Source organism: Micromonospora sp. NPDC047074, assembly GCF_040643815.1.
Classification (GTDB): Bacteria; Actinomycetota; Actinomycetes; order Mycobacteriales; family Micromonosporaceae; genus Micromonospora.
This window is the reverse complement of the sequence record NZ_JBEYVB010000007.1, coordinates 13,510-38,772: the sequence shown is the minus strand read 5'-3', so window position 1 is coordinate 38,772 and position 25,263 is coordinate 13,510. Positions and strand designations below refer to the sequence as shown.

Sequence of the window (25,263 nt, the reverse complement as noted above, 5' to 3'; positions counted from 1 at the left end):
ATCTTGCACTTTGTGCCCCGACAAAAGCGGCATAGAGAACAATCCGAGGGCGGAAAGTGCAAGATCGCGGGAAGGAGGGGCGGGGGCGGGGGCGGGGCGGGGTCAGGTCAGGGGGTGGGCTTTTTCTTTAGTTTGCGGTCGTCGCGTAGTTCGACGTACGGCTCCTTGTCGGGAGAGTGGCCTGCCTCGATGGCGCGGCTGCGCTCCAACTCGGCGTCGAACTCCGCGCCCAGCAGGATCGCGATGTTGCTCAGCCACAGCCAGACCAGGAAGATGATCACCCCGGCGAGCGCCCCGTAGGTCTTGTTGTAGGAGCCGAAGTTGCTGACGTAGAACGCGAACAGGCCCGAGATCACCAGCCAGATCGCCACCGCCAGCAGCCCGCCGGGGCTGACCCAGCGGAAGCCGCCGTGCCGCGCGTTCGGGGATGCCCAGTAGAGGATCGCGAACATCAGGCTGACCAGGAGCAGCAGCACCGGCCACTTGGCGACGTTCCACACGGCCACGGCCGTGGAGCCCAACCCGATCGCCTCGCCGACCTGCTCGGCGAACCCACCGGTGAAGACCACGATCACGGCGCTGGCCAGCAGCATCACGCCGATCACCGCGGTCACCCCGACGCGGATCGGCAGGGTCTTCCAGATCGGCCGTCCCTCCGGCACGTCGTAGATGGCGTTGGAGGCCCGCATGAACGCGGCGATGTAACCCGACGCCGACCAGAAGGCGGCCAGCAGACCGAGGATCGCGGCGAGACCGGCGACGCCGCCGCTCTGCTGCGCCTGGTTGATCGCCCCCTCGACGATCTGCCGGATCTCCCCCTGCGGGATCGCCTGGTTGACGGTGTCCTTGACGCCCTCCGTCGCGCGCGGGCCGAGCAGGCCGAGAATCGAGACCAGCACCAGCAGGCCGGGAAAGATGGAGAGCACCCCGTAGTAGGTCAGCGCCGCCGCGCGGTCGGTCAGGCTGTCGTCCTGGAATTCCCGCACCGTGCGGCGCAGCGCCGCCTTCCAGCTCGCGCCCGGCAACTCGGCCGGGCTGTCGGGGCCCTCGTCGGGGCCGACCGGGCGGCGCCGCTCGGCGCCCCCGGAGTCGGGGCCCCGCCCGGTTGGCCCTCGCCCGGCAGGCCCTCGCCCAGCGGCCCCCCGTTCAATGGACTCGTCGGAGGCCATCGCCCCTCCCTCGTCGTCGGCGTCAGTCCCTCCGACATGCCCCGGCAGCGGCGAGGGTTAACCACCTACGTGTAGAGCAACCTGCCCATCCGCCGCGAGGCGACCAGCAGCCCCACGGTCATCGCCCCGAGCAGGTAGAGCACGTCGAGCACCCAGTCCGCTCCGACCGTGCCCACCGAGACGCCACGGATCAGGTGCACCGCCCGGTAGAGCGGGGACGCCTCGACGACCCAGCGCAACACGGACGGGTAGTCCTGCGCGGGGATGAACGTGCCGGAGAAGAGGAAGAGGGTGAACTGTGCCGAGGCCAGCAGGTCAAAGTCGTGCCAACTGCGCATGAAGGTGGAGATCGTCATCCCCAGCGCGCCGAAGGCGAAGCCGACCAGCACGGCCGCCGGGAAGGCGACCACCGCCCGGGCGGCGGTGGTCAGGCCCATCGCCACCATCACCACCAGGAACGCGGCCGAGTAGGCACTGCCCCGCACCATCGCCCAGCCCAACTCCCCGAGCGCGATCTCGAACGGCCGTACCGGGGTGGCGATCACCCCGTCGTACAGCTTCATGTGCTTCATCTTGCCGAAGAAGTTGAAGGTCGTTTCCGACAGCGCGCCGGACATCGCCGACGACGCGAGCATGGCCGGCGCGACGAAGGCGGCGTACGTGACGACCTCGCCGCCGGGCAGCGTGAGGTCGCCGATCAGCGCGCCCACCCCGACGCCGATCGAGAACAGGTAGAGCAACGGCTCCACGATGCCGGAGGCGAGCAGCAGCCAGTAGACGGGCTTCAGTGCCGCCACGTTGCGCTCGGCCACCGAGGCCGACCGGCGGGACGCGGCGGCGACGTTCAGCAGCCGGGGCAGGACGAGAGCTACCACGGGCCTCTCCTAGACGACGAGCCTGCGGCGGAACGCGCGGCGGGCCAGCAGCCAACCGCTGACCCCCCAGGCCGCGAGGTAGAGCAGGTGGCCGGCCACCGACCACTGCGGAGCCACACCGAGCGTCGCCGCCCGGCACAGGTCGACGCCGTGCCACAGCGGTGTCGCGTACGCCAGCCAGCGCAGCACCACGGGCAGCGACTCCACCGGGAAGAACACCCCGGCGAACAGGGTCATCGGGATCATCGCGAAGCGGTGCAGCATCGCCAGCCAACTGTCGCTCGACACCGCAGACGAGTACGCGAAGGTCGGCGCCGCCACGGCCAGGCCGAGCAGCACCACCACCGGCAGCGTGGCCACCGCCCACGGCGAGGGCACCGCGCCGAAAAGCGCCGTCACCAGCAGGAACGCCGCCGCGGTGAGGAGCACCCGGAACAGCACGAAGGCCAGGTGGCCGGTGAGGATGTCACCCACCCGCAGCGGTGCGGCGCTCTGCGCGAAGTAGGTCTTGACCCACTGGAACCTGCTGAACACCGGCCATGTCGCCTCGCCGACCGCCACCTGCACGGCGGCCGACGCGATCAGCCCGGGCACGATCCAGTCGAGGTAGGAGACGCCGTCGACGCCCTGGTCCACGTAACCGCCGACGCCGACGCCGAACCCCAGCACGGTCAGCACCGGCAGCAGGAACGACGAGAAGAACCCGTTCCGCCAGGTGCGCCGGTAGGCGACGAGATGATGGGCCAGCACCGTCACGGCAGGCGCCCTCGGCAACGACGGCGCCACCCGCTCCCGCGCCGGCTGCGCCACGCTCACGCGACCACCTCCGCCTCGCTCCGCGTCCACCGTGGCCTTCCTACCTGACAGGTACGACAGGCCGCGGCCACCCTACGGCCGAACGGCCGTCCTGTCGCCCGCTTTCACGTCGCCGCCGGGACACCCGGGCTCAGCGCTGCCGGGCCGCGCGCACCAGCGCCAGCACCACGTAGCCGAGGAGCAGCATCCCCGTGCCGGGTCCGACGACCAACCCCGCCGGCACCGCCGACACGAGCGCGGTGACCAGCCCGGCCACGGCGACGGCGCACACCGCCGCCCCGAGCAGCCACAGCAGCGGGTCCCGCAGCAGCGGGACGAGAGGGAAGAAGTGCAGCCCCACCGCGGCGCAGACCAGTACCGGGATGAACTCCGGCCACCCGGCGAGGGCGAGCCCGACGGCGCCGAGGCCGGCGGCGGCGAACTCGGCTCCGACGATCAGGAGGTAACGGCGGTCGGTGGCGCGGTCCCCGGTGAACGCCTCCCCCGCCCGGCTCCGGGCCACCACGACGGCACCGATGACCGCCGTGACCAGTGCCGCGCCGCTCGCCACCATCAGCAGGGCACGCAGCGGCGGGTCCACGGCCGGCACGCTGAACCAGAAGGTCGCGAAGACCCCCAGGTAGAGCGCGGCCAGCCCGGCCTGACGTCGGGATTGGAACCGCAGTGTCGACATGACGCCCCCGTGCTCGTCGCCCGGCGGCGGTGCGCTCGCCGGCCCGCCGATGCTATGCAACGGTCGCCGTCACCGGGATCGCCGTCCCCACTGCGCGATGACGGCGGGACGCCACCAGCCCGGCGGCCGACCGGGGCGCCGGCCGCTCAGTCGACCAGGGTGCGCCCGGTGAGGTGCAGGAAGACGTCCTCCAGGCTGCTGCGCCGGACCAGCACGTTGGCCGGCCGCAGCCCCAGCGCGCCGACCTCGGCGACCGCCGTGTCGCCGTCGGAGACGTAGAGCAGGATCCGGTCAGGCAGCACCTCGACCCGCTCCCCCAGGCCGTCGAGCTTGTCGACGAAGACCTCCTGCGACTCGGCGGCGAACCGCAGCTCCACCACCTCGCGGGTGGAGTGCCGCTCGATCAACGCACGGGGTGAGCCCTCGGCGACGATCCGGCCGCCGTCCATCACGACCAGGCGGTCGCAGAGCTGCTCGGCCTCGTCCATGTAGTGGGTGGTGAGGACCAGCGTGACGCCCTGCTGCTTGAGCCGGAACAGCCGCTCCCACACCAGGTGCCGGGCCTGCGGGTCGAGGCCGGTCGTCGGCTCGTCGAGCAGCACGATCTCCGGCTCGTTGACCAGAGCGCGGGCGATGGTCAACCGGCGCTTCATGCCACCGGAGAGGGGCTCGACCAGGCTGTCCGCCCGCTCGGTGAGCTGGACGAAGTCGAGCAGCTCGGCGGCCCGCGCCCGGGCCACCCGGCGGGGGATCCCGAAGTAGCGCGCGTAGGTGGTGAGATTCTCCCGCACGGTCAGGTCGGGATCGAGGTTGTCGAGCTGCGGGCAGACCCCGAGACGGGACCGGATCGCCGGCCCGTCGCGGACGGGATCGAGGCCGAGGATGCGCAGCTCGCCGCCGGTGGGCGGGGAGATGCAACCGACCATCCGCATGGTCGAGGACTTGCCGGCGCCGTTGGGCCCGAGGAAGCCGAACGCCTCACCGGCGCTCACCTCGACGTCGATGCCGTCGACGGCGGTGAAGTCCCCGAACCTCTTCACCAGCCCGCGCGCCCGGATAAGTGGTTGAGCCGTGGTCACCGCCCGACCCTAGCCGCCGGGCCCGACACCTTCGAGCGGATTCGACCCCGGGCCGCTACGCCGGACGCGGGGGCGCGCGACCGGCGCGGGGGCGCACGACCGGACGCCGGAAGCCGCCGGACGGCCGGACCCGGCACGGGTGACGGTGCCCGTCGTCGGAGGCTGCTGGAGCCTGCCGCGCAGAGATAGGGGTGGCCGGACGGTAGGGGTCGGCCACCCTGGTCAGGCCGCTTCCGGCAACGGAGAGCGACGAAGATTACGCTAGGTGATCACCTTAGGCGCCTACCCGGTTGTCGCGGCGGCGGCAGGGCCGGGCAATCCATCCCGGACGACCATCGGACCAGAGCGGACGCATCGGATGCAATCGACCCCGTAAATGCCGCATTTTTGCCAGCCCCAGCACGGGCACCTGCACGAACAGGGGTTCAATTGGGATCTCGCTGAGTAGTCGGCGGTCCATTTTCATTACTGACCGCAATCATGATCAGCAATATTCCATGACGTATGTAATTCGCGTATCGTGCCCCCTCGTGCCACCAGTGCGTTCATCCGGCGAGTCCACCCCGCAGTCGCCCTCCGCGGGCACACAGTCCACGGTGGACGGAAACGCGGTCCCGTTGCCGCCCGAGTCGGACAACCGGACCGATCCCGACGGCCCGACGCCCGACGCCCGGGAACTGGCCGCCCAGTTCGAGGACGAGAAGCCCGGCAGGGAACTGTCCGGGCCGGTCGGCGTGCTGGTCACCGGCACGACGCTGGCGATCGGGCTGCTCGCCCTCTGGCAGGTGTTCAGCCCGCTGCCGCAGGGCAGCAAGTTCTACCTGATCATCTTCCTGGCCGGCATCCTGCCGATGGTCTTCCTGGCGTACCCGGCGGATCTGCGGTTGCCGAGGCGACTGCGCCGGACGGGAACCGACCGCCCGACCGGCGCCGAAGGCCACCCGACCAACCCCGAAGACCACCCGACCAGTCCCGGGGAACGCCCGACCGGCGCCGGGACCGAGGCCCGCCGCGAGCGACGCGGCCCCAGCCTGCCGGACTGGGTCCTGGCCCTCGCCGCGCTGGTCAGCTGCCTCTACCCGGTGGTCCCCGTCGCGCTGGGCCCCGGTGGCGGTGGCTATGACGCCTTCCTCGACCGGCAGGGCCTGCTGGTCGGCGTCGACGTGGCGATGGGCACGGTGCTGCTGGTCCTGCTGCTGGAGGCGTGCCGGCGCACCACCGGATGGATCCTGCCGGCGGTCTGCCTGGTCTTCCTCGGCTACGGCTACTACGGCGGGCTGCTGCCCCAGTCCTGGCCGGTCGCGCACGCCGGCCTCGACTTCGGACAGATCGTCGACGGCCTCTACAACTCCGACAGCGGCTTCTACGGCACCCCGCTCGACGTCGCGGCGACGTACATCGTGCTGTTCACCATCTACGGCGCGGTGCTGGACCTCTCCGGGGCCGGGCGGTTCTTCGTGGAGCTCTCCGCCGCAGCCTTCCGGCGCTCGCGGACCGCCGCCGGGCGTACGGCCGTCGCCTCCGGATTCCTGCTCGGCACCGTCTCCGGATCGGGCGCGGCGACGACGGTCAGCATCGGCGCGGTCACCTGGCCCGTCCTGCGCCGGGCCGGCTACCCGCCGGAGCGGGCCGGCGGCATGCTCGCCGCCGCCGGTGTCGGGGCGATCCTCTCCCCGCCCACCCTCGGCGCGGCGGCCTTCATCATCGCCGAGTACCTCGGCGTGTCCTACCTCCAGGTGCTCGGCTGGGCCACCGTCCCGACGGTGCTCTACTACCTCGGCATCCTCCTGGCGGTCGAGATCGACGCCCGCCGTTCGGGCGTCCGCCCGGTGGTCATCGACACGACCTCCGCGGGGCGGCTGCTGGCCCGGTTCGGCTACCACTTCCTGTCGCTCTTCGCGATCGTCGGCCTGCTCGCCGTCGGCTTCTCCGCGACGAGGGCCGTGGTGCTGGCCACCATCCTGGCCGCCGTGCTGTCCTTCCTCGACCGTCGGCACCGGCTCACCCCCGCCCGCCTGCTCGCCGCGCTCAGCGCCGGCGTGCGCGGCGTCCTCGCGGTCAGCGCGGTCTGCGCGGCGGCCGGCATCATCACGGCCACCACCACCAAGACCGGTCTCGGCCCGCAGGCGGCGGCGCTGCTGGTCAGCGGCGCCCAGGCCGTCAGCTCCGAGCCCGCCGTCGTGCTGGCGCTCACCGCGCTGCTCGCCGCCGTCGCCCTCACCCTGCTCGGCCTGGCCGTGCCGGTCACCGCGTCGTTCGTGATCGGCTGGGTGATCATCGGTCCGGCCCTGCTGGACCTGGGCGTCAGCGCGCCCGCCGCGGCGATGTTCGTCTTCTACTTCGCGGTCCTGTCCGAGGCGTCCCCGCCGACCGCGCTCGCCGCGGTGGCCGCCGCCGCGGTGACCGGCGGCCGGCTGGTGCCGACCATGTGGCAGACCCTGCGGTACGCCCTGCCGGCCTACCTCATCCCGCTCGCCTTCGTGGTGACCCCGACCGGCCTCGGGCTGCTCGGCATCGGGGGCCCGCAGCGGATCGCGGTGGCCGGGGCGGTCGCCGCCCTCAGTGTCGCCGTGCTGGCGGTGGCGGCGGGCGGCTGGCTGCCCGGCGTCGGCCCCGCCGGCACGCCGGAGCGGATCGTCGGCGCGCTCGCCGGGCTGACGCTGCTCTGGCTCGAACCCGTGCCCGTCACGATCGGCGCCGTACTGGCGGCCGTCATGGTGGCGGGTGTGCTCGTCAGACGCGGATCCGCCGGCCGGACCGGCGGGCCGTCAGCACAACCACCGGTGAACCATGGGGAGGAAAGACAGTGAGACGGATCAACGTGCGGTTCGCCGCGGGGGTTGGCGCGCTGGCCCTCGTCGCGGCTGGCACCGCCGGTTGCGGAGGCCGTCAGGACGGCGCGACCAAGGACGACGCCGCCAGTGAGATCACCTGCAAGGTCACCGAGAGCACCCGCGTCGGCATCGCCACCGGCAATGCCACCGGCGTCTACTACGTGGTCGGCAACGCCCTGGCCGGTCAGCTCTCCGGGGCGACCGACGGCAAGCTGAGCGGCACCGCCGCCGAGACCGGCGCCTCGGTGCAGAACATCGAGCAGCTCGTCGCCGGCCAGTACGACGTCGCCTTCTCGCTGTTCGACACGGCGGTCAACGCGGTGCAGGGCAAGGGCTCCTTCACGGCCCCGCAGCCCGTCGAGGCGCTCGCCCGGATCTACGACAACTACACGCAGGTCGTCGTCCGGGCCGACTCGGGGATCAACTCGGTCGCCGACATGAAGGGCAAGAAGATCTCCACCGGCTCGCCGAAGTCCGGCACCGAGGTCATCGCCAACCGGCTGCTGGAGGCCGCCGGCCTCGACCCGGCCAAGGACATCCAGGCGCAGCGGCTCGACCTGACCAAGACCGTCGAGGGCGTCAAGGACGGCAGCATCGACGGCCTGTTCTGGTCGGGCGGCGTGCCCACGGGCGGCCTGACCGACCTGTTCACGACCGCCGGCGACAAGGTGAAGTTCATCGACATCACCCCGCTGCTGCCCAAGATGGCCGAGATCAACCCGGCCTACCAGGCGGGCAACATCGCCGCGGACGTCTACAAGACCCCCGCGGCCACCCCGACCATCGTGGTGCCGAACGTGCTGCTGGTCCGCAAGGACCTCAACGCGAACGTGGCCTGCGCGATCGCCCGGACCGTCTTCGAGAAGAAGGACGCCCTGGCCCAGGCCAACCCGGCCGCCAAGGGCATCAGCCTGGAGAACGCCCGCAAGACCGACCCCGTCCAGCTGCACCGCGGGGCGGCGAAGGCGTTGCAGGACCTCGGCGCGAGCTGATCCCCCGGTGCCGGGTCCGGGCGTCCGCCCGGGCCCGGCGCCTCCGCCCCCACCACCGGAAGGCCCGAGTGTCCCTCCCCACCCCCGGCCGCGTGCGTCGCCACCACCGGCCCGTCGACCACACCAACCGCCTGTGGTCGGTACGCACCCAGCTGCTCGCGCCCATCCTGGTGGCCACGGCGGGTCTGGTGGTGCTGGGCTCCACCCAGACCGCCATCGCCCTGGCCGCCACCGACGACGCGGACCGTGCCCGGGTGCTGGCCGGCACCGCGACAGCCACGGTGCGCCTGGTGCACGAGCTGGAGCGGGAACTCGGTGAGACGACGGCGCTGCGCCAGCGGGGCGGCACCGCCGGTCGTCCCCTCGTCGACGCGCAACGGCGCCGGGTGGACGCGTCCGTCGAGCGGTACCGCAGCGCCAGCCAGGACGCACGCCAGGCCGCCCCCGACCTCAGCCGGGTGCTCGACGGCGCCGACGCGCAGCTCGGCCAGCTCACCCCGGCCCGCGGATCCGCGCTGACCGGCGGCACCGCCGATCCGACCTACCTGTCCCTGGTCGAGTCGCTGCTCGCCGTCGCCGACGCGCTGCCGGCCCAGCTCCGCGACCGGGAGCTGGCCAACGGGGCGCGGGAGGTGGCCGCGGTCGCCGCCCAGGAACACCTCGCCGCGGTGGAGCGCGACCTGCTCCGTACCGTCTTCGTGCGGGGCGCGCTGGTGGACGGGGAGCTGGTCCGCCTCGGCCAGCTGCGGGGCGCGCAGGAGCAGCGCCAGGCCGAGTTCTCCCGGATCGCCAGCGAATCGGCGGCGGACGCGTACACCCGGTTGGTGGCCGGGACGGACGTCTCCACCGCCCGGCGGATGCGCGACAGCGCGCTCAACGCGGAGACCGAGCCCGCGGGCCTGCGGACCGACGGCGACGCCTGGTACGTGGCCCAGAGCGGGGCCATCCGGCGGTACAACCTGCTCGGCCGGGAACTCTCCGAGGAACTCGACCGGCAGGCCGCCCGCCTGGCCCGGGACGCCCAGCTGCGGGCCCTGATCACCGGCGGCGCGACCTCCGCCGTCGCGCTGGCGTCGCTGACCGCCGCGGTGCTGCTCGCCGTCCGCACGGCCCGGCGACTGCGCCGGCTGCGGGTCGCGGCGCTCACCATGGCGCACCGCGAGCTGCCGGAGCGGATCACCGCGATCGCGGCCGGCGACAGTACGCCGGCCGACGGCGCGGCCACCCGGATGACCGCCGGCATCGGCCAGGGCCGGGACGAGATCGCCCAGGTCGCCCAGGCGTTCGACACGGTGAACCGGGCCGCTCTGCGCCTGGCCGGTGAGCAGGCCGAGGTCCGCATGGACGTGACGCGGATGGCCGAGGCGCTGGCCCGGCGCATCCGTACCCTGATCACCCGGCAGCTGCGGCTGCTCGACGAGTTCGAACGCGAGGAGACCGACCCCGACGCGCTGTCCCGGCTCTTCGCCCTGGACCACCTCGCCGCCCGCATGCGACGCAACGGCGAGAACCTCCTGGTCCTCGCGGGCGGGGAGCCCGGCCGTACGCACGACGGCGCCCACCTGCTCGCCGACGTGGTCCGGGCGGCCGCCTCGGAGATCGAGGACTACCCGCGGGTGGAGGTCGACGTGCCGACCGCCGCGGTGCACGGCGCCGCGGTGGGCAACCTGGTCCACCTCCTCGCCGAGCTGCTGGAGAACGCCACCGTCTACTCCCCGCCGAACGCCCCGGTGCACGTCGACGGCCGGCGCACGATCGACGGGCTCACACTGCGCGTGCACGACCAGGGCATCGGCATCAGCGACAGCCGGCTCACCGCGATCAACGAGCGGCTGCTCGCCCCCGCGATGCTCTCCAGCGCGTCGGCCGGCAGCATGGGCCTGCACGTGGTGGCCCACCTGGCGACCCGGCTCGGGGTGCGGGTGCAGTTGCACAGCAGCGGGGCGGGCACCGTCGCGCACGTGGAGATCCCGGAGTCGGCCCTGACCCGGGTCGAGGCGGTCGCTTCGCGGTCCGGCCCGGACGGGCGCGCGCCGGTGCCGGCGGCCCAGGGGGGACGCCCGCCGACGCCGGCCGCACAGGTGGCGCGCACGCCGGCGCCGCCCGTCCAGGACCGGCGGATGCCGGTGCCCCCCGTCCACGACCTGCGCAGGCAGGCCCCCGCCGCCGCCGCACAGACCGCCTGGTTCCAGCCCCGGACCGGGGTTCGCAACCCGGCCACCGTGCCCGACCCGGCCAGTGTCCACCACGCGCCGACGGTCGCGCTCCCGGTGCTCGGCGCGAATCCGGCCGGGTCCGGCAATGGCGCCGCGCCCCCGCCCCACCCGGCGCCGCCCCCGATCACGGAGGCCGGGCTGCCCCGCCGTACCCGGGGCGGCCAACTGCCGGCCACGCTGCACGAGGCGCCACCGACCCGACCGGCGGGTGACCTGCTCGACCCCGAGGTCGTGCGGTCCCGGCTGTCCTCGCTCGCGGAGGGAGTGGCCGCCGCGACGCGACGTAACCAGACGACACCCACCAGGAGAACCTTATGACCCCATCCGTGAGCGCCGGCCTGGACTGGCTCCTGGCCAACTTCGCCGAACAGGTGCCGGACGTGTCGCACGCCCTCGCCGTCTCCGGGGACGGCCTGCGGCTGGCGGCCTCGCCCCATCTCTCGACCGACCAGGTGGACCAGCTCTCCGCCGTGATCAGCGGCCTGGCGAGCCTGACCGTCGGCGCCGCCCGGCTGATGTCCGCCGGCCGGGTACGCCAGCAGATCGTCGACATGGACGGTGGGGTGATGCTGGTGATGGCGGTCGGCGAGCGCGCGCTCGTCGGGGTGCTCGCCGCGCCCGGCTGCGATCTGGGCCAGATCGGCTACGAGACCGCCATGCTGGTCCAGCGGGTGGCGGAGGCCCTGGAGCCGGCGGTCCGGGCGTGATCGGACGGCCCTCCCGGTTGCTGGCGGCTCTGCTGGCGACCGTGCTCGCCGCCGGTTGCGGTGCCACCGCCGAGCCGGGGCCGCAGCCCTGGCACGGCGGCCGGATCTTCCTCGCCACCGGCAACACCACAGGCGTCTACTACCAGCTCGGCGGCGGGTACGCGGACGTGATCACCCGCCACCTGCCCGGCTACGAGGCGCGGGCCGAGCCGACCGGCGCGTCGGTGGAGAACATCAACCGGCTGACCAGCGGGGACATGGAGATCGCGTTCAGCCTGGCGGACACGGCGGCGGACGCCGTCCAGGGGCGCGGCGCCTTCGAGGGCCAGCGCCAGCCGGTCCGGGCGCTGGCCCGGGTCTACAGCAACTACACCCACGTGATCGTCCGCACCGACGCGGAGGTCACCAAGCTGTCGGAGCTGCGCGGGAAGCGGGTCTCCACCGGCTCGCCGAGGTCCGGTACGGACATCATCGCCGGACGCCTGCTGACGGCCGCCGGGCTCGACCCCGACCGGGACGTCCGCCGGGCCACGCTCTCCCTGCCGGAGACCGTGAAGCGGATGCGGGCCGGCACGCTCGACGCGATGTTCTTCTCCGGCGGCCTGCCCACGCCGGGCGTCGCCGACCTGCTCTCCAGCGCGCCGGGGAAGTACTCGCTGCTGCCGATCGTCGACCTGATGGAGCCGCTGACCGCGCGCCACGGATCGGTCTACACCACGGCGGAACTGCCGAAGGACGTCTACAAGACGAAGAGCGGCACGCCGACGGTCACGGTGGCGAACGTCATCCTGGTCAGCGCCGACATGCCCGACCAACTGGCGTACGACCTGACCCGGCTGCTCTTCGCCTACCAGGCGGACCTGGTCGGCGTGCATCCGGAGGGCGGCAACTTCACCCGGCAGAGCGCCGCCGGCACCGACCCGATCCCGCTGCACCCGGGGGCCGCCCGCTTCTACCAGGGCGGGTGACCCGCACCGGTCAGGCGTCCGCCGGGGCGGTGGCGGCGCGGGCGGCGGCCACGAGGTGGTCGATCTCGGCCAGCGCCTCCGGGTCGTCGGTCGGGGTGCCGGGGTCGAGGCGGACCGTCCACGTGAGGCCGTCGACGCCCGGCACCCGGCGCGCCGCCACCCGGCCGGCACCGCCCGGCACCGGATGGTGCTGGGTGTACGCCACCGACCGGGTGACCCGCTCCCGCACCTGGTGCGGCAGCTCGCCCGGGTCGAGCAGCAGGTGGCTCTCGGCCGGGTGGTCCGCCACCAGCAGGTAGCCGTCGCGTTCGGCGATCCGCTCGGCCGGCGTGACCGTCAGCTCGCGGCCGGACCAGACCGCCTTGAGGATGTCGTGCCAGCCGAGCCGGTCCTGCCGGCCGGGCAGCCACAGCCCGAGGTTGCTGGCCACCACCACGCCGCCGCCCTCGCCGTCACCCACCGCGGCCCAGGCGAGCACCCGCTCGTCGGCGGCCAGCGGAGGGCGGTCGGCCGGGCGCAGCTTCGGCTTACGGCGGAACAGTCCCATCTACAGTCCTCCCGCGGCCTGCTCGCGTAGCGCCCGGGCGTGCTGCTCCAGCGACAGCAACTCACCGAAGGCGGCGAAGTAGTCGTCCTTGTTGTTGACCGGGTTGATCCGCTGGATCCGGGACTTCAGGTCCCTGATCCGGCCGGTCACCGAGCCCCACTGCAACCGGGCCATGGTGACCGACACGTAGCGCGGGTCGGGCTCGCCGTCGATGCGCAGTGGTTCCACTGCCAGCTCGCCGACGAGCGCCCGGGCCGCCAGGTCCTCGCAGGCGTCGCGGACCGACTCGATCCAGACCGCGCCGCCGGTCGCCGTGGCGGCCCCGCCGGCGGACGCGACGGCCGCCCGCACCGCCACGTGCACGGGATGGCGGTATTCCGAGGCCTCGATCGCGTCGAACATCGGCCCGGCCAGCACCGGCTCCTGGAGGGCGAGCTTCAGCGCCTCCCGCTCGACCATCGACTGCGGGTTGTCGACCACGGGCTCGGCCGGGGCGGGCCGGGGCGTCGGCGCGGCGTCCCGCTCGGGGGTGGCCGACGCGGCGGCCAGCACGGCCCGCTGCACCGGCTCGATCTCCATGCCGAGGTCACCGGCCAGCTTGCGGACGTACTCCGGGCGCTTCTCCCGGTCCTTGAGCTTGGCGACCAGCGGCGCGGCCCGGCGCATCGCCTCCACCCGGCCGTCGACGGTGTCGAGGTCGTACCTGTTGATGACGTGCCGGAGCGCGAAGTCGACAAGCGGCTCGCGGCGGGCGACCAGGTCGCGGACCGCCAGGTCGCCCTTGGCCAGGCGCAGGTCGCACGGGTCCATGTTGTCGGGGCTCACCGCGATGAACGTACGCCCGACGAAGCGCTGGTCGTCCTCGAAGGCGCGCAGGGCGGCCTTCTGGCCGGCGGCGTCCCCGTCGAAGGTGAAGATGATCTCCCCCGCCACGTCGTCGGTGTCCAGCAGCAGCCGCCGCAGCACCCCGATGTGGTCCGCGCCGAACGCCGTGCCGCAGGTCGCCACGGCCGTCGGCACCCCGGCCAGGTGGCAGGCCATCACGTCGGTGTAGCCCTCGACCACCACCACCTTGCCCTGCTTGGCGATCTCCCGCTTGGCCTGGTCGATGCCGTAGAGGACGTGTGACTTCTTGTAGATGGGCGTCTCGGGGGTGTTCAGGTATTTCGGGCCGTCGTCGTCGTCGAAGAGCTTGCGGGCCCCGAACCCGATCACGTCGCCGCCGATGTCGCGGATCGGCCACATCAGCCGGCGGCGGAACCGGTCGATCAGCGTGCCGGAGCGGGACGGCCGGGACAGCCCACCCGTGACCAGCTCGTCGTGGCTGAAGCCCTGCTGGCGCAGGTGCTTGGTGAGCAGGTCCCAGGCGTCCGGGGCGAAGCCGCAGCCGTAGCGCTCGGCGGCGGCCCGGTCGAAGCCCCGTCGGGCCAGGAACTCCCGGGCGGGGCGCGCGCCGGCGGTGGTGAGCTGGGCACGGTAGAACTCGACGGCGGCGGCGTGCGCGGCGACCAGGCGCTGCCGCTGCCCCTGCTGCGGGCGGGGGCGCGGCGCGGCGGAGTCGCCCTCGACGTAGCGCAACTGGATGCCGGCCCGGTCGGCGAGCCGCTCGACCGACTCGACGAAGCTGAGATGCTCGGCGTCCATCAGGAACTTGATCGCGTCGCCACCGGCGCCGCAGCCGAAGCAGTACCAGACGTTGCGGGCGGGCGAGACGTTGAACGACGGGCTCTTCTCGTCGTGGAACGGGCACAACCCCTTGAGGTTGCCGGCGCCGGCCGACTTCAGCGTCACCGTCTCGGAGATGACGTCGGCGATCGAGCTGCGCTCCCGGACCAGCGCGATGTCCTCGTCCCGGATCCGCCCAGCCATCTCCGCCACCCCCTCGCCGTACATCCTGCCCTGTCCCACCGACGGCACGCCGCCGGGGGACGCCACGGGTGGCGACCGCCGCCGTCACCTCGGGCGATCGCCCCCGGGGTCGGTACCGGGCCGGGCTACGGGCGCGGCCGGCGCAGGTAGCGCCGCACCGGCGGCGGGTCCTCCTCGTCGTACGACCGGGCGGCCCGGATCGCGGCGGCCAGGCCGGAGCGGCGGACCCGCGGCGGCGGGTTGACCGCCGGGTCCCGGGCCATGTCCCGGACCAGGGCTACGGCCAGGCCGAGCATCACCACGACGAACGGCAGGGCGACCAGGATCGTCGCCTGTTGCAGCGCGTCCAGCCCGCCCACCAGCAGCAGCACGGCGGCCACGGTACCGATGAGCACCCCCCAGACCACCACCAGCGCGCGGTGCGGGCGCAGCGCCCCCCGGGAGGTCAACGAGCCGAGCACCAGCGCGGCGGAGTCGGCGCCGGTGACGAAGAAGAGCGCGACCAGCACCATCGCCAGCAGGGTGGTCAGGCCCGCCAGGGGCAGCGCCTCCAGCAGGCCGAACAGGGCCCGCTCGGTGCCCGCCCGCACGTCGGCGACCAGGTCCCGGGTGCCGGTGGCCTGCACCCGCAGGGCGCTGCCGCCCAGCACCGCGAACCAGACCACGCTGGCCCCGCTGGGCACCAGCAGCACCCCGGCGACGAACTGCCGGACGGTGCGCCCCCGGGAGATCCGGGCGACGAAGATGCCGACGAACGGCGCCCAGGAGATCCACCACGCCCAGTAGAAGATCGTCCAGTTGCCCAGCCAGGCCGGGTCGGAGAAGGCGCCCGTGCGGGTGGACATCGTGAGCAGGCTGCTCAGGTAGTCGCCGACCGCCGCGGGCAGCACCTCCAGCGTGTAGATCGTCGGGCCGGCCACGAACACGAACACCATCAGGGCGACGGCGAGCACGACGTTGGTGGTGGACAGCCACTTGATGCCCCGGTGCAGGCCGGAGAAGGCGGAGACGACGAACGCCAGGGTGAGGGCGCCGACCACCACCAGCTCGACCGCGGTGGAGTCACCGACAGGGGTGGTCAGGTCGAGCCCGGCGGCGACCTGGAGCGCGCCGAGGCCGAGGCTGGTCGCCGAGCCGAACACGGTGGCGAAGACGGCCAGCAGGTCGATCGCGCGGCCGACCGGCCCGTCGGCCCGCGTACCGAGCAGTGGCTGGAAGGCGGCCGAGATCCGGTTCGGCCGCCCCTTGCGGAAGGTCGAGTACGCCAGCGCGAGCGCCACCACCGAGTAGATCGCCCACGGGTGCAGCGTCCAGTGGAAGAGCGTGTACCGCATCGCCGCCGCAGCGGCGGCCCCGGTGTTCGCCGCGACGCCGGTCGCCGGGGGTGGGGTGGCGTAGTGCTCGATCGGCTCGGCGACGGCGTAGAAGACCAGGCCGATCCCCATGCCGGCGCTGAACATCATGGCCACCCAGGCGAGGGTGCTGAACTCCGGTTCGTCGTCGTCGGCGCCGAGCCGGATCCGGCCGAACTTCGTCGCCGCGATCACCACCGAGAGCACCAGGAAGGCGTCGGCGGCCAGCACGAAGAACCAGCCGAAGGTGTCGATCACCCAGGCCAGGCCCGCCTCGCCGAACCCGGCCAGGGAGCCCCGGGCCAGCACGCCCCACGCCACCACGGCCAGCACGCCGCCGACGCTGAGCCCCAGCACCGTCCGGTCGACCCGGCCGTCGGCCCGCGGCCGGTGGCGTACCTGCCCGCTCATGGTCACCCCCGTGCCCATCCTGCTGGGCAGGAGGGCGGCACACGGCGTTATCGGGCGAACGCGTGCCGCCGCCGGGTGCGGGCCGGTGACCGGTCAGGCCGAGATGGCGACGGCCTCCTCGGCCTCCACCTGGCGGTTCCACTCGGGCTTGCTGGCGCGCCAGCCCTCGTCGGTCAGGCCCCGGCGCCAGTAGCCGGAGATGGAGAGCCGCTCGCGGGACACGCCGCGCTCGACGCGGAGCAGGCGGCGCAGCTCCTTGACGAAGGTGGCCTCGCCGTGGACGAAGGCGTGCACGTCGCCGGGCGGGAACTCCAGGTCGCGGACCGCCGCGACCAGGGCCTCGCCGACCGGGCGTTCGCCCCGGTGCAGCCAGGTCAGCCGCACCGCGCCCGGGCTGGCCAGCGGCTGCTCCTCGGCCGGGTCGGCGACCTCGACGAACACGGCGGCCGGGGCGTCGACGGGCAGCCGCTCCAGGGCGGCGGCGATCGCCGGCAGCGCGCTCTCGTCGCCGACCAGCAGGTGCCAGTCGGCCTCCTGGCTGGGCGCGTACGCGCCGCCGGGGCCGACGAAGTGCACCGGGTCGCCGGGGCGCAGCGCGGCCGCCCACGGCCCGCCCAGGCCCTCGTCGCCGTGGTGCACGATGTCGACGGTCAGCTCGCCGGCCACCGGGTCGAAGGCCCGCACCGTGTACGCGCGCAGCCGGGGCCACTGCTCCCGGGGCAGGTCGCGACGGATCGCGTCGAGGTCCAGCGGGCTCGGGTAGTCGACGCCCGGCACCGGAAATACGATCTTGATGTAGTGGTCGGTGAACTCGCCCACCGGCAGGCCGGCCAGCTCCTCCCCCCCGAGCACCAGTCGGACCAGGTGGGGGGTGGGCCGCCCGGTGCGCAGCACCCGGGTGGCCGTGACCTTCTTGGGGCGATCCGTCATGCCGGTTAGGTTAGCCTAACTATGCTCGTCAGCCCACCCGGCGCTTTCCGCCGCCGGGCTGCCACCCCCGGCATGGCGCGTCAGGCGTGCGTGCCAGGCGACGGCCGCCGGGTCGGTCAGCGAGGCGACCTGGTCGATCACCACCCGGAGCCGGGCCGCGTCGTCCGGCGCGGCCGACCAGAGCGGGGCGAAGACGGGATCCAGCCCGTCCGGCGCCCGGCCGGCCAGGGCGTCCACCAGTTCGGCCAGGATCTCCCGCTGCCGCCGGTAGCGGTCCTCCGCGCCGGGGCGACGCATCACGTACCGCAGGGCGATGCCCTTGAGCAACGCGCACCGCGCCCGGGTCCGCCGCGGCACCACCAGGTCGGCGGCGTACCGGCGGTGCGGCCCCGGGCCGTACCGTTCCCGCGTGGCCGCCACCACGGCCGAGACGAACCGGCCGGTCAGCACGCTGGTGGTCGCCTTCAGCGCGGCCTGCGCGCGGTGGCTGCCGTCGTATCCGGCCAGCGGGGCGAGCACCGGGTCGCCGAGCAGTTCCGTCAACACGTCGCCGAGGTCGGCCGGGGACTCGCCGGAGTAGGTGGCGGCGACGTCGGCGCAGAGCGCGGCCCGCTCCTGCGGGTCGGCCAGCAGCGGGCGCAGCGACACGTATCCGCCGTGGATGCCGTCCTCGACGTCGTGCACCGAGTACGCGACGTCGTCGGCCCAGTCCATCACCTGCGCCTCCAGGCAGCGCCGGCCGCCGGGGGGCGCCACGTCGGCGCCGGGCGGGACGCCGGCCCGCAGCCAGGCGAAGACGGGCAGGTCGTCGGCGTACACCCCGAACTTCCGGACGCCCGGCTGGCGGGGCCACGGGTACTTGCTGACCGCGTCGAGCGAGGCACGGGTGAGGTTGAGGCCGGCGGAGGCGCCGCCGGGGGCGATCACCTTGGCCTCCAGCCGGGTCAGCACCCGCAGCGTCTGCGCGTTGCCCTCGAAGCCACCGCACCCGGCGGCGAGTTCGTCCAGCGCGTCCTCGCCGTTGTGCCCGAACGGCGGGTGCCCCAGGTCGTGGGCGAGCCCGGCCGTGTCCACCACGTCCGGGTCGCAGCCCAGCCGGGCCCCCATCTCGCGGGCGATCTGCGCGACCTCCAGCGAATGCGTCAGCCGCGTCCGCAGGAAGTCGTCCGTGCCGGCCGTGTGCACCTGGGTCTTGGCCGCGAGCCGCCGGAACGCCGCCGAGTGCAGCACCCGGGCGCGGTCCCGCTCGTACGCCGACCGCCCGTACCCGGTGTCCTTCGGCCGTTCAGCGGCCCAGCGGGCGGCGGCCGGGTCGCCCGCCCCCGGCCGGACGCTCAATCCGCACGCTGCCGCAGCACGCGGAACTCGTTGCCCTCCGGGTCGGCCAGCATGGTCCACGCGCCGTCGCCCTGCCCGACATCGACGTGCCGGGCGCCCATGTCGACCAGCCGCTCGACCTCGGCCTCCTGGTCGTCGGGACGCAGGTCGAGGCGCAGCCGGTTGCGGCTCTCCTTGTCGTCGGGGGCCGACACGAAGAGGAGGCCGGGCCGGCGCTCGCCGGAGCGCCGGATCTCCACCTCGTCCAGCCGCTCGGTGACCACCTGGTAGCCCAGCGCCTCGGCCCACCAGCGGGCGAGCCGGGCCGGATCCCGGGCGTCGACGGTCAGGCTCTCCCAGGCGCTGCTCATGTCGATCAGGTTACGCCCGGGCGCGCCGAACGGCTCGCCGCCGTCGCCAAGCCCGACGGTCGCGCAACCTCCGAACAGATGAGAGTTGTCACCCGATTGCCGACCGTTACGGGATCGCGCTCCGGCATGGCCCCCGGTAGCGTTCCCAGCGCGGAACGTGACCAGACTGAGGGCCCGACGGTGGGAGAGACACCCGTGGACGCGGACACGATGATGGGAACGGAATTGCTGGGGCTGCGCCGGCGCCGCCCCGAGGTGACGGGCACGGTGCTGGCCGGCACCGACGGCCTGCTGATATCCAGTGACCTGCCGGCGACGGACGCCACCCATCTGGCGGCGCTCGCGGCGGCCAGCTTCGGTCTCGGCCACCGGGTGGCCGACACGGCAGGGCGCGGCGAGTTCCGTGAGTCGGTGGTCCGCACCTCGGCCGGTGCCGTCGTCACCTATCCCGTGGGGAGCAACGCCCTACTGACGCTCGTCGCCGAGGGCACCGCCGACCTGGAGGCGCTGCACACCGACGCGCGGGCCGTGGCCCGGCGCGCCGGCTCGGTGCTGGACGCCCGCCGCCGGATCGGGGCGACGCCGGTGCCCGAGACGCACGCCCCACTCGCGACCCACCCGCCGGGGCGGCCCCTGCCCCGGCGCCACCCCCACCACAGCTGGCGTCGCCCACCGGTCTGAACCGTCCGAAACCGCACGTCCAGCCCCGGTGGACAGCACCGGTCAGGCTGAAACGGCAGCGGCGGCGGCCCCCGCTCCCCCGGGTCCGCCGCCGCCCTGCCGATTGTCCGCGTCAGCGACTGTCCGAGCCGTCCGTCTCCACGGCCGCCCGGCCGGCCTCCAGCCGGGCGACGGGCACCCGGAAGGGCGAGCAGGACACGTAGTCCAGGCCGACCTCGTGGAAGAAGTGCACCGACTCCGGGTCACCGCCGTGCTCGCCGCAGACCCCGAGCTTCAGCCCCGGCCGGGCCGCCCGACCCTCCTCGGCGGCGATGCGGACCAGCCGGCCCACGCCGTCGCGGTCGATCGACTCGAACGGCGAGATGCCGAAGATGCCCAGTTCCAGGTAGCGCCAGAAGAACGCGCCCTCGACGTCGTCGCGGGAGAAGCCCCAGCCCATCTGGGTCAGGTCGTTGGTGCCGAAGGAGAAGAACTGCGCCGCCTCGGCGATCTGGCCGGCGGTCAGCGCCGCCCGGGGCACCTCGATCATCGTGCCGATCAGCACCTCGACCGGCTGGTCGCGGGTCACGTCGGCGATGATCCGCTCCGCCTCGGCGCGTACCGTCTCCAACTCCTGCACGGCCCCGACCAGCGGCACCATGATCTCCGGGCGTGGCGTGACGCCGTCCTTCGCGCACTCGACCGCCGCCTCGACGATCGCCCGCACCTGCATCGCGAACAGGCCGGGGATGACCAGCCCGAGGCGTACGCCCCGCAGCCCCAGCATCGGGTTCTGCTCGTGCATCCGGCGGACGGCGGCCAGCAACGCCTCCTCCTGGGCCACGTCCTCGCCGCGTTCCTGGGCGACCGCCACGTTGACCGCGAGCTGCTCCAGCGGGGGCAGGAACTCGTGCAGCGGCGGGTCGATCAGCCGGACCGTCACCGGCAGTCCGTTCATCTCCCGCAGGATCTCCACGAAGTCGGCCCGCTGCAACGGCAGCAGCGCGGCCAGCGCGGCCTCCCGGTCGGCGTTGTCGCGGGCCAGGATCAGCCGCTCGACCAGCTCACGCCGGTCGCCGAGGAACATGTGCTCGGTGCGGCAGAGCCCGATGCCCTCCGCGCCGAAGCGCCGGGCCCGGGCGGCGTCCGCGCCGGTGTCGGCGTTCGTGCGTACGGCGAGCCGCCGCTTGCCGTCGGCGTGCGTCATGATCCGGTGTACGGCCCTGACCAGTGCGTCGTCGGTCCCCTCCGGGTCCAGCTCGCCCTCGAAGTACTGCACCACCTCGGACGGCGTGACCGGCACCTCGCCCAGGTAGACCTTGCCGGTGGTGCCGTCGATGCTGACGACGTCGCCCTCGACGACGGTCCGCCCGTCGACGACGAAGCGGCGCTGCGGGATGTTGATGTCGAGCTCGTCAGCGCCGGAGACGCAGGTCTTGCCCATCCCCCGGGCCACCACGGCGGCGTGGCTGGTCTTGCCACCACGGGACGTGAGGATGCCCTGCGCGGCGATCATGCCGTTGAGGTCGTCGGGGTTGGTCTCCCGGCGGACCAGGATCACCGCCTCCCCCTCGGCGGCCAGCTCGACCGCGCGGGCGGAGGTGAAGACGACCTTGCCGACGGCCGCGCCCGGGGACGCGCCGATGCCCTTGGCGACCGGCTGGAACTCGTGGTCGAGCTGGAAACGCGGGAACATCAGCTGGGCGAGCTGCGCGCCGTTGACCCGGTGCAGCGCCTCGTCGAGGTCGATCAGGCCCTCGTCGACGAGCTGGCCGGCGATGACGAACGCGGCGGCGGCGGTGCGCTTGCCGACCCGGGTCTGGAGCATCCAGAGCTTGCCGCGTTCGATGGTGAACTCGATGTCGCAGAGGTCCCGGTAGTGACCCTCCAGCCGGGCCATGATGCCGAGCAGTTCGTCGTAGGACTTCTTGTCCAACCGCTCCAGCTCCTGCAACGGCACGGTGTTGCGGATGCCCGCCACCACGTCCTCGCCCTGGGCGTTGGCCAGGTAGTCGCCGTAGATGCCCTGGGCGCCGCTGGCGGGGTCCCGGGTGAACGCGACGCCGGTGCCGGAGTCCGGGCCGAGGTTGCCGAAGACCATCGCCACCACGTTGACCGCGGTGCCGAGCTCGGCCGGGATCCGCTCCTGGCGGCGGTAGAGCACCGCGCGCTCGGCGTTCCACGACTCGAAGACCGCGCGGATGGCCAGGTCGAGCTGCTCGCGCGGCTCCTGCGGGAACTCCCGCCCGGTGTGCTTGTGGAAGATCTTCTTGTACGCGTCGACCAGCCCCCGCAGGTCGTCCGCGTCGAGGTCGAGGTCGTTCTGGGTGCCCTTGGCGCGTTTGGCGTCGTCGAGCGCGTGCTCGAACTCCTCGCCCGGCACCTCGCACACCGTCTTGCCGAACATCTGGATCAGGCGGCGGTACGAGTCCCAGGCGAACCGGTCCGCGCCGCCGAAGGCGGCCTGGTCAGCCGAGCCGCCGAAGGCGGCCTGGTCAGCCGAGCCGCCGAAGGCATGCTGGCCAGCCGAGCCGCCGGAGGCATGCTGGCCAGCCGAGCCGCCGGCCTGCCGGGCGAGCCCCTGGACGCTGCGGTCGTTCAGGCCGACGTTGAGGACCGTCTCCATCATTCCGGGCATGGAGAACTTGGCCCCGGAGCGGACGGAGACCAGCAGCGGGTCCTCCGGGTCGCCGAGGCGCTTGCCCATCGCCTGTTCCAGAGCTTCGAGGTGGGCGGCGATCTGGCCGGCCAGGCCGGCGGGCTCCTCACCGGTGGCGAGGTACGCCTTGCAGGCCTCCGTGGTGATCGTGAAGCCCGGTGGGACCGGCAGCCCGAGATTGGTCATCTCGGCCAGGTTGGCCCCCTTGCCGCCGAGCAGGTCCTTGAGATCCTTGTTGCCCTCGGCGAAGTCGTAGACGTACTTGTCTTCCACCGTCTCTTGCGCTGCCACCAGAGCCTCCCACGCGCGCCGGTCCGACACTTAACGAAGGTTTAGTTGCTTCCAGTACCCCGGGGTGGACCACCGGCAATCCCAGCGACGAGCCGGCCGGTGGGCGAAGGCTAAGCGAACATCGCGTGACCTGGGACCGTTCGGTGACAATAGGCACAGCCATCACGACTATCCGCGTTCGTACGGGTTTTTGGGAACGCTTCCACGCGCACGATCACGCATTTCCGGTACTGGTCGTACTCTTGGGCGAACGCATTTCGGTGAACCTCACCATTGCCATAACCACCGCGAATACACCCCTGGAGAGCCGTCGCCGTGCCACCCGTCCCCACCGCCGCACCGGAGCCGCTCGACCCGACCCCCACCGGGGTCGACGACCGGCCGGCCGGTTCCGTCGACCTGCCGGCGCGCGGTCCCGTCGACCTGCCGGCGCGCGAGCCGGCCGCCGCCGAGCTGGCCCGGGCGGCGACCAGAGCCGCCGACAGCCTGCTCGCCCCGGCGGCCGGGATCCGGCTCGGCGACGTCGTGCCCGCCCCGGAGCAGGTCACGCCAGCCCTGGGCGCCGACTTCGTGCTCACCCCCGACGCGGTGATCCGGGTGAGCGCCGACGCCGCCGCCCGCACCGTCGCCGACCAACTCGCCGCCCTGCTCCGACCCGCCACCGGCTACCCGCTGCCGGTCGCCGACGCCGCCCGGCCGGAGCCGGCCGGCGGCGTCGCGCTGGTGCTGGCCGACTCCGGCGACCTCGGCCCGGAGGGCTACCGGCTCGACGTGACCCCCGACGGGGTACGTGTCGAGGCCGCCACCCCGGCCGGCCTCTTCTTCGCCGTGCAGACGCTGCGGCAACTCCTGCCCGCGACCGTCGAGAGCCGGACGCCGGTCGCCGAACGCTGGGTACTGCCCGGCGGATCGATCACCGACCGGCCCCGGTTCGCCTACCGCGGGGCGATGCTCGACGTGGCCCGGCACTTCTTCGGCGTACCGGACGTGCTGCGGGTGATCGACCACCTGGCCCGCTACAAGCTCAACCATCTGCACCTGCACCTGACCGACGACCAGGGCTGGCGGATCGCGGTCGACTCCTGGCCCCGGCTGGCCGAGGTCGGCGGGGCCACCGAGGTGGGCGGCGGCACGGGTGGGCACTACACGCGCGACGACTACCGGCGGATCGTCGCCTACGCCGCCGAGCGGCACGTCACCGTCGTGCCGGAGATCGACCTGCCCGGGCACACCAACGCGGTGCTGACCGCGTACGGCGAACTGGCCCCGGACGGGGTCGCTCCACCGCCGTACACCGGCACCGAGGTCGGCTTCAGCTACGTCGACCCGACCAACGAGCGGACGTACGACTTCGTCGCCGACGTGCTGGGCGAGATCGCCGCGCTCACCCCCGGGCCGTGGCTGCACATCGGGGGCGACGAGGCGTTCAAGGTACGCCCCGACGCGTACGCGGCCTTCGTCGAGCGGGTCCAGCGCATCGTCGCCCAGACCGGCAGGACGGTGGTCGGCTGGCACCAGATCGCCCCCGTCCCGCACGCCGAGGGGCGGGTGCTCCAGTGGTGGGGCACCAAGGGCGACGATCCGGCCACGGCGGACGCCGTCCACCGTGGCGCACGCCTCGTCCTCTCCCCCGGCAACCACGCCTACCTCGACATGAAGTACGCCCCGGACACCCCGATCGGGCACGACTGGGCCGGCATGATCGACGTGCACCGGGCGTACGACTGGGACCCCGGCACGCACCTGACCGGCGTGCCGGCCGCCGCGGTGCTCGGGGTGGAGGCGCCGCTCTGGACCGAGTCGATCACCTCCCGGGCAGAGGTCGAGTTCATGCTCTTCCCACGCCTGCCCGCCATCGCCGAGCTGGGCTGGTCGCCCCGCTCGACGCACGACTGGGCCGGGTTCCGGGACCGGCTGGCCGGGCACGGCCCACGCTGGGACGCCGCCGGCATCGCCTTCCACCGCGCGCCGGAGATCCCCTGGCCCGCCGAGCCGGCGGAGGTCCCCCGACCCACGGGTCAGCCGACTCCCGGCACCCCCCGGACGACCATCCCCGCCCAGCCCGGCCCGAACGAGGCCACTCAGCCCGGCCCCGACGAGGCCGCCACGCTCACCTGACCCCCGCCCCAGCCGTAGCGCCCCGCACCCCCGCACACCATCCCGGCGCTAACCGACGCAGGCATGCCCGATCGCCCCGGCACCACCCCGCCTCCGCGATCTTGCACTTTGTGCCCATGATTTGCGGCATATACCGGCTTTGCGAGGGCAGGAAGTGCAAGATCGCCGAGGCGAGGGTGGGAAGGCACAGCGACGCGCCCACCCCAGCCGCGATCATGCACTTTCCTGCCCCCACCATGGGGCATATGCCTGGTTTGCGAGGGCAGGAAGTGCAAGATCTCGGGAGCAGAGGTTGCCAGTGCGGCGGAGCAGGACGCGCGGTGTCGGGTTTGTGCAGGTTTGGGGTGGCGGGCGTCACCGGAGCCGCGGGCATGAGCCAAGGACCCTGGTCGTTGTAACCACGTGAACG

Annotated in this window: 19 protein-coding genes; 7 read left to right on the top strand and 12 right to left on the bottom strand. The window is 73.3% G+C overall.

Annotation, left to right across the window (positions count from 1 at the left end; genetic code table 11):
* Positions 1-107 precede the first annotated feature (107 nt).
* The 5 genes from ABZ809_RS12930 to ABZ809_RS12910 form a co-directional block, all read right to left on the bottom strand.
* Entirely contained in the window at positions 108-1,025 is a 918-nt protein-coding gene (locus ABZ809_RS12930; protein ID WP_357562642.1) for a YihY/virulence factor BrkB family protein, read from the bottom strand.
* Positions 1,026-1,234: 209 nt separating this feature from the next.
* On the bottom strand, positions 1,235-2,044 hold the full coding sequence (locus tag ABZ809_RS12925) for an ABC transporter permease (protein ID WP_357562641.1): 810 nt from the start codon (positions 2,042-2,044) through the stop codon (positions 1,235-1,237).
* Between the two features lie 9 nt (positions 2,045-2,053).
* Positions 2,054-2,854: an ABC transporter permease gene (locus tag ABZ809_RS12920; protein ID WP_357562830.1), complete on the bottom strand. Its 801-nt coding sequence runs from the start codon at positions 2,852-2,854 to the stop codon at positions 2,054-2,056.
* 136 nt (positions 2,855-2,990) lie between these two features.
* Positions 2,991-3,533 carry a hypothetical protein gene (locus ABZ809_RS12915; protein ID WP_357562640.1) on the bottom strand — a complete coding sequence of 181 codons (543 nt, stop codon included), beginning with the start codon at positions 3,531-3,533 and terminating at the stop codon, positions 2,991-2,993.
* A gap of 146 nt (positions 3,534-3,679) precedes the next feature.
* Positions 3,680-4,612, bottom strand: coding sequence for an ABC transporter ATP-binding protein (locus tag ABZ809_RS12910; RefSeq protein WP_357562639.1), 933 nt, complete (start codon positions 4,610-4,612; stop codon positions 3,680-3,682).
* Between the two features lie 596 nt (positions 4,613-5,208).
* Between ABZ809_RS12910 and ABZ809_RS12905 the strand changes: the two genes are divergently transcribed.
* From ABZ809_RS12905 to ABZ809_RS12885, 5 genes are all read left to right on the top strand, one after another.
* Complete coding sequence (locus ABZ809_RS12905; protein WP_357562638.1) at positions 5,209-7,422, top strand: TRAP transporter fused permease subunit; 2,214 nt, start codon at positions 5,209-5,211, stop codon at positions 7,420-7,422.
* On the top strand, positions 7,419-8,438 hold the full coding sequence (locus ABZ809_RS12900) for a TAXI family TRAP transporter solute-binding subunit (RefSeq protein WP_357562637.1): 1,020 nt from the start codon (positions 7,419-7,421) through the stop codon (positions 8,436-8,438). The genes ABZ809_RS12905 and ABZ809_RS12900 overlap by 4 nt, the downstream gene beginning before the upstream one ends.
* 92 nt (positions 8,439-8,530) lie before the next feature.
* Positions 8,531-10,972 (top strand): sensor histidine kinase, encoded by a 2,442-nt coding sequence (locus tag ABZ809_RS12895; RefSeq protein WP_357562636.1) that lies wholly within the window; start codon positions 8,531-8,533, stop codon positions 10,970-10,972.
* Positions 10,969-11,361, top strand: coding sequence for a roadblock/LC7 domain-containing protein (locus ABZ809_RS12890; protein ID WP_357562635.1), 393 nt, complete (start codon positions 10,969-10,971; stop codon positions 11,359-11,361). Before ABZ809_RS12895 ends, ABZ809_RS12890 begins: the two co-directional genes overlap by 4 nt.
* Positions 11,358-12,329 (top strand): TAXI family TRAP transporter solute-binding subunit, encoded by a 972-nt coding sequence (locus ABZ809_RS12885; RefSeq protein WP_357562634.1) that lies wholly within the window; start codon positions 11,358-11,360, stop codon positions 12,327-12,329. Before ABZ809_RS12890 ends, ABZ809_RS12885 begins: the two co-directional genes overlap by 4 nt.
* A gap of 10 nt (positions 12,330-12,339) precedes the next feature.
* Here the strand turns inward: ABZ809_RS12885 and ABZ809_RS12880 are convergent, their stop codons facing one another.
* From ABZ809_RS12880 to ABZ809_RS12855, 6 genes are all read right to left on the bottom strand, one after another.
* The gene (locus ABZ809_RS12880) at positions 12,340-12,876 is read right to left on the bottom strand and encodes a hypothetical protein (protein WP_357562633.1); all 537 of its coding nucleotides are present in this window, start codon (positions 12,874-12,876) and stop codon (positions 12,340-12,342) included.
* The gene (gene dnaG / locus ABZ809_RS12875) at positions 12,877-14,769 is read right to left on the bottom strand and encodes a DNA primase (protein ID WP_357562829.1); all 1,893 of its coding nucleotides are present in this window, start codon (positions 14,767-14,769) and stop codon (positions 12,877-12,879) included.
* A 101-nt stretch (positions 14,770-14,870) separates the two neighbouring features.
* Positions 14,871-16,508 (bottom strand): BCCT family transporter, encoded by a 1,638-nt coding sequence (locus ABZ809_RS12870; RefSeq protein WP_357562632.1) that lies wholly within the window; start codon positions 16,506-16,508, stop codon positions 14,871-14,873.
* Between the two features lie 93 nt (positions 16,509-16,601).
* Positions 16,602-17,438 (bottom strand): siderophore-interacting protein, encoded by an 837-nt coding sequence (locus tag ABZ809_RS12865; RefSeq protein WP_357562631.1) that lies wholly within the window; start codon positions 17,436-17,438, stop codon positions 16,602-16,604.
* A gap of 15 nt (positions 17,439-17,453) precedes the next feature.
* The gene (locus tag ABZ809_RS12860) at positions 17,454-18,776 is read right to left on the bottom strand and encodes a deoxyguanosinetriphosphate triphosphohydrolase (protein ID WP_357562630.1); all 1,323 of its coding nucleotides are present in this window, start codon (positions 18,774-18,776) and stop codon (positions 17,454-17,456) included.
* Positions 18,773-19,126: a VOC family protein gene (locus tag ABZ809_RS12855; protein WP_357562629.1), complete on the bottom strand. Its 354-nt coding sequence runs from the start codon at positions 19,124-19,126 to the stop codon at positions 18,773-18,775. Before ABZ809_RS12855 ends, ABZ809_RS12860 begins: the two co-directional genes overlap by 4 nt.
* 180 nt (positions 19,127-19,306) lie before the next feature.
* On the opposite strand from ABZ809_RS12855, the gene ABZ809_RS12850 reads away from it, so the two are divergent.
* Entirely contained in the window at positions 19,307-19,807 is a 501-nt protein-coding gene (locus tag ABZ809_RS12850; protein ID WP_357562628.1) for a roadblock/LC7 domain-containing protein, read from the top strand.
* Positions 19,808-19,919: 112 nt separating this feature from the next.
* Here the strand turns inward: ABZ809_RS12850 and ppdK are convergent, their stop codons facing one another.
* A complete protein-coding gene (gene ppdK / locus ABZ809_RS12845; protein WP_357562627.1) occupies positions 19,920-22,736 on the bottom strand; it encodes a pyruvate, phosphate dikinase in 2,817 nt (938 codons plus the stop codon).
* Positions 22,737-23,135: 399 nt separating this feature from the next.
* Here ppdK and ABZ809_RS12840 point away from each other — a divergent pair, with 399 nt between their 5' ends.
* Positions 23,136-24,854: a beta-N-acetylhexosaminidase gene (locus tag ABZ809_RS12840; RefSeq protein ID WP_357562828.1), complete on the top strand. Its 1,719-nt coding sequence runs from the start codon at positions 23,136-23,138 to the stop codon at positions 24,852-24,854.
* Positions 24,855-25,263 lie beyond the last annotated feature (409 nt).

Excerpts from the sequence above, each read along its gene's own strand:
- ABZ809_RS12915 (WP_357562640.1), bottom strand. The coding sequence starts at position 3,533 with ATGTCGACACTGCGGTTCCAATCCCGACGTCAGGCCGGGCTGGCCGCG.
- ABZ809_RS12890 (WP_357562635.1), top strand. The coding sequence starts at position 10,969 with ATGACCCCATCCGTGAGCGCCGGCCTGGACTGGCTCCTGGCCAACTTC.
- ABZ809_RS12880 (WP_357562633.1), bottom strand. The coding sequence starts at position 12,876 with ATGGGACTGTTCCGCCGTAAGCCGAAGCTGCGCCCGGCCGACCGCCCT.
- dnaG (WP_357562829.1), bottom strand. The coding sequence starts at position 14,769 with ATGTACGGCGAGGGGGTGGCGGAGATGGCTGGGCGGATCCGGGACGAG.
- ABZ809_RS12870 (WP_357562632.1), bottom strand. The coding sequence starts at position 16,508 with ATGAGCGGGCAGGTACGCCACCGGCCGCGGGCCGACGGCCGGGTCGAC.
- ABZ809_RS12865 (WP_357562631.1), bottom strand. The coding sequence starts at position 17,438 with ATGACGGATCGCCCCAAGAAGGTCACGGCCACCCGGGTGCTGCGCACC.
- ABZ809_RS12855 (WP_357562629.1), bottom strand. The coding sequence starts at position 19,126 with ATGAGCAGCGCCTGGGAGAGCCTGACCGTCGACGCCCGGGATCCGGCC.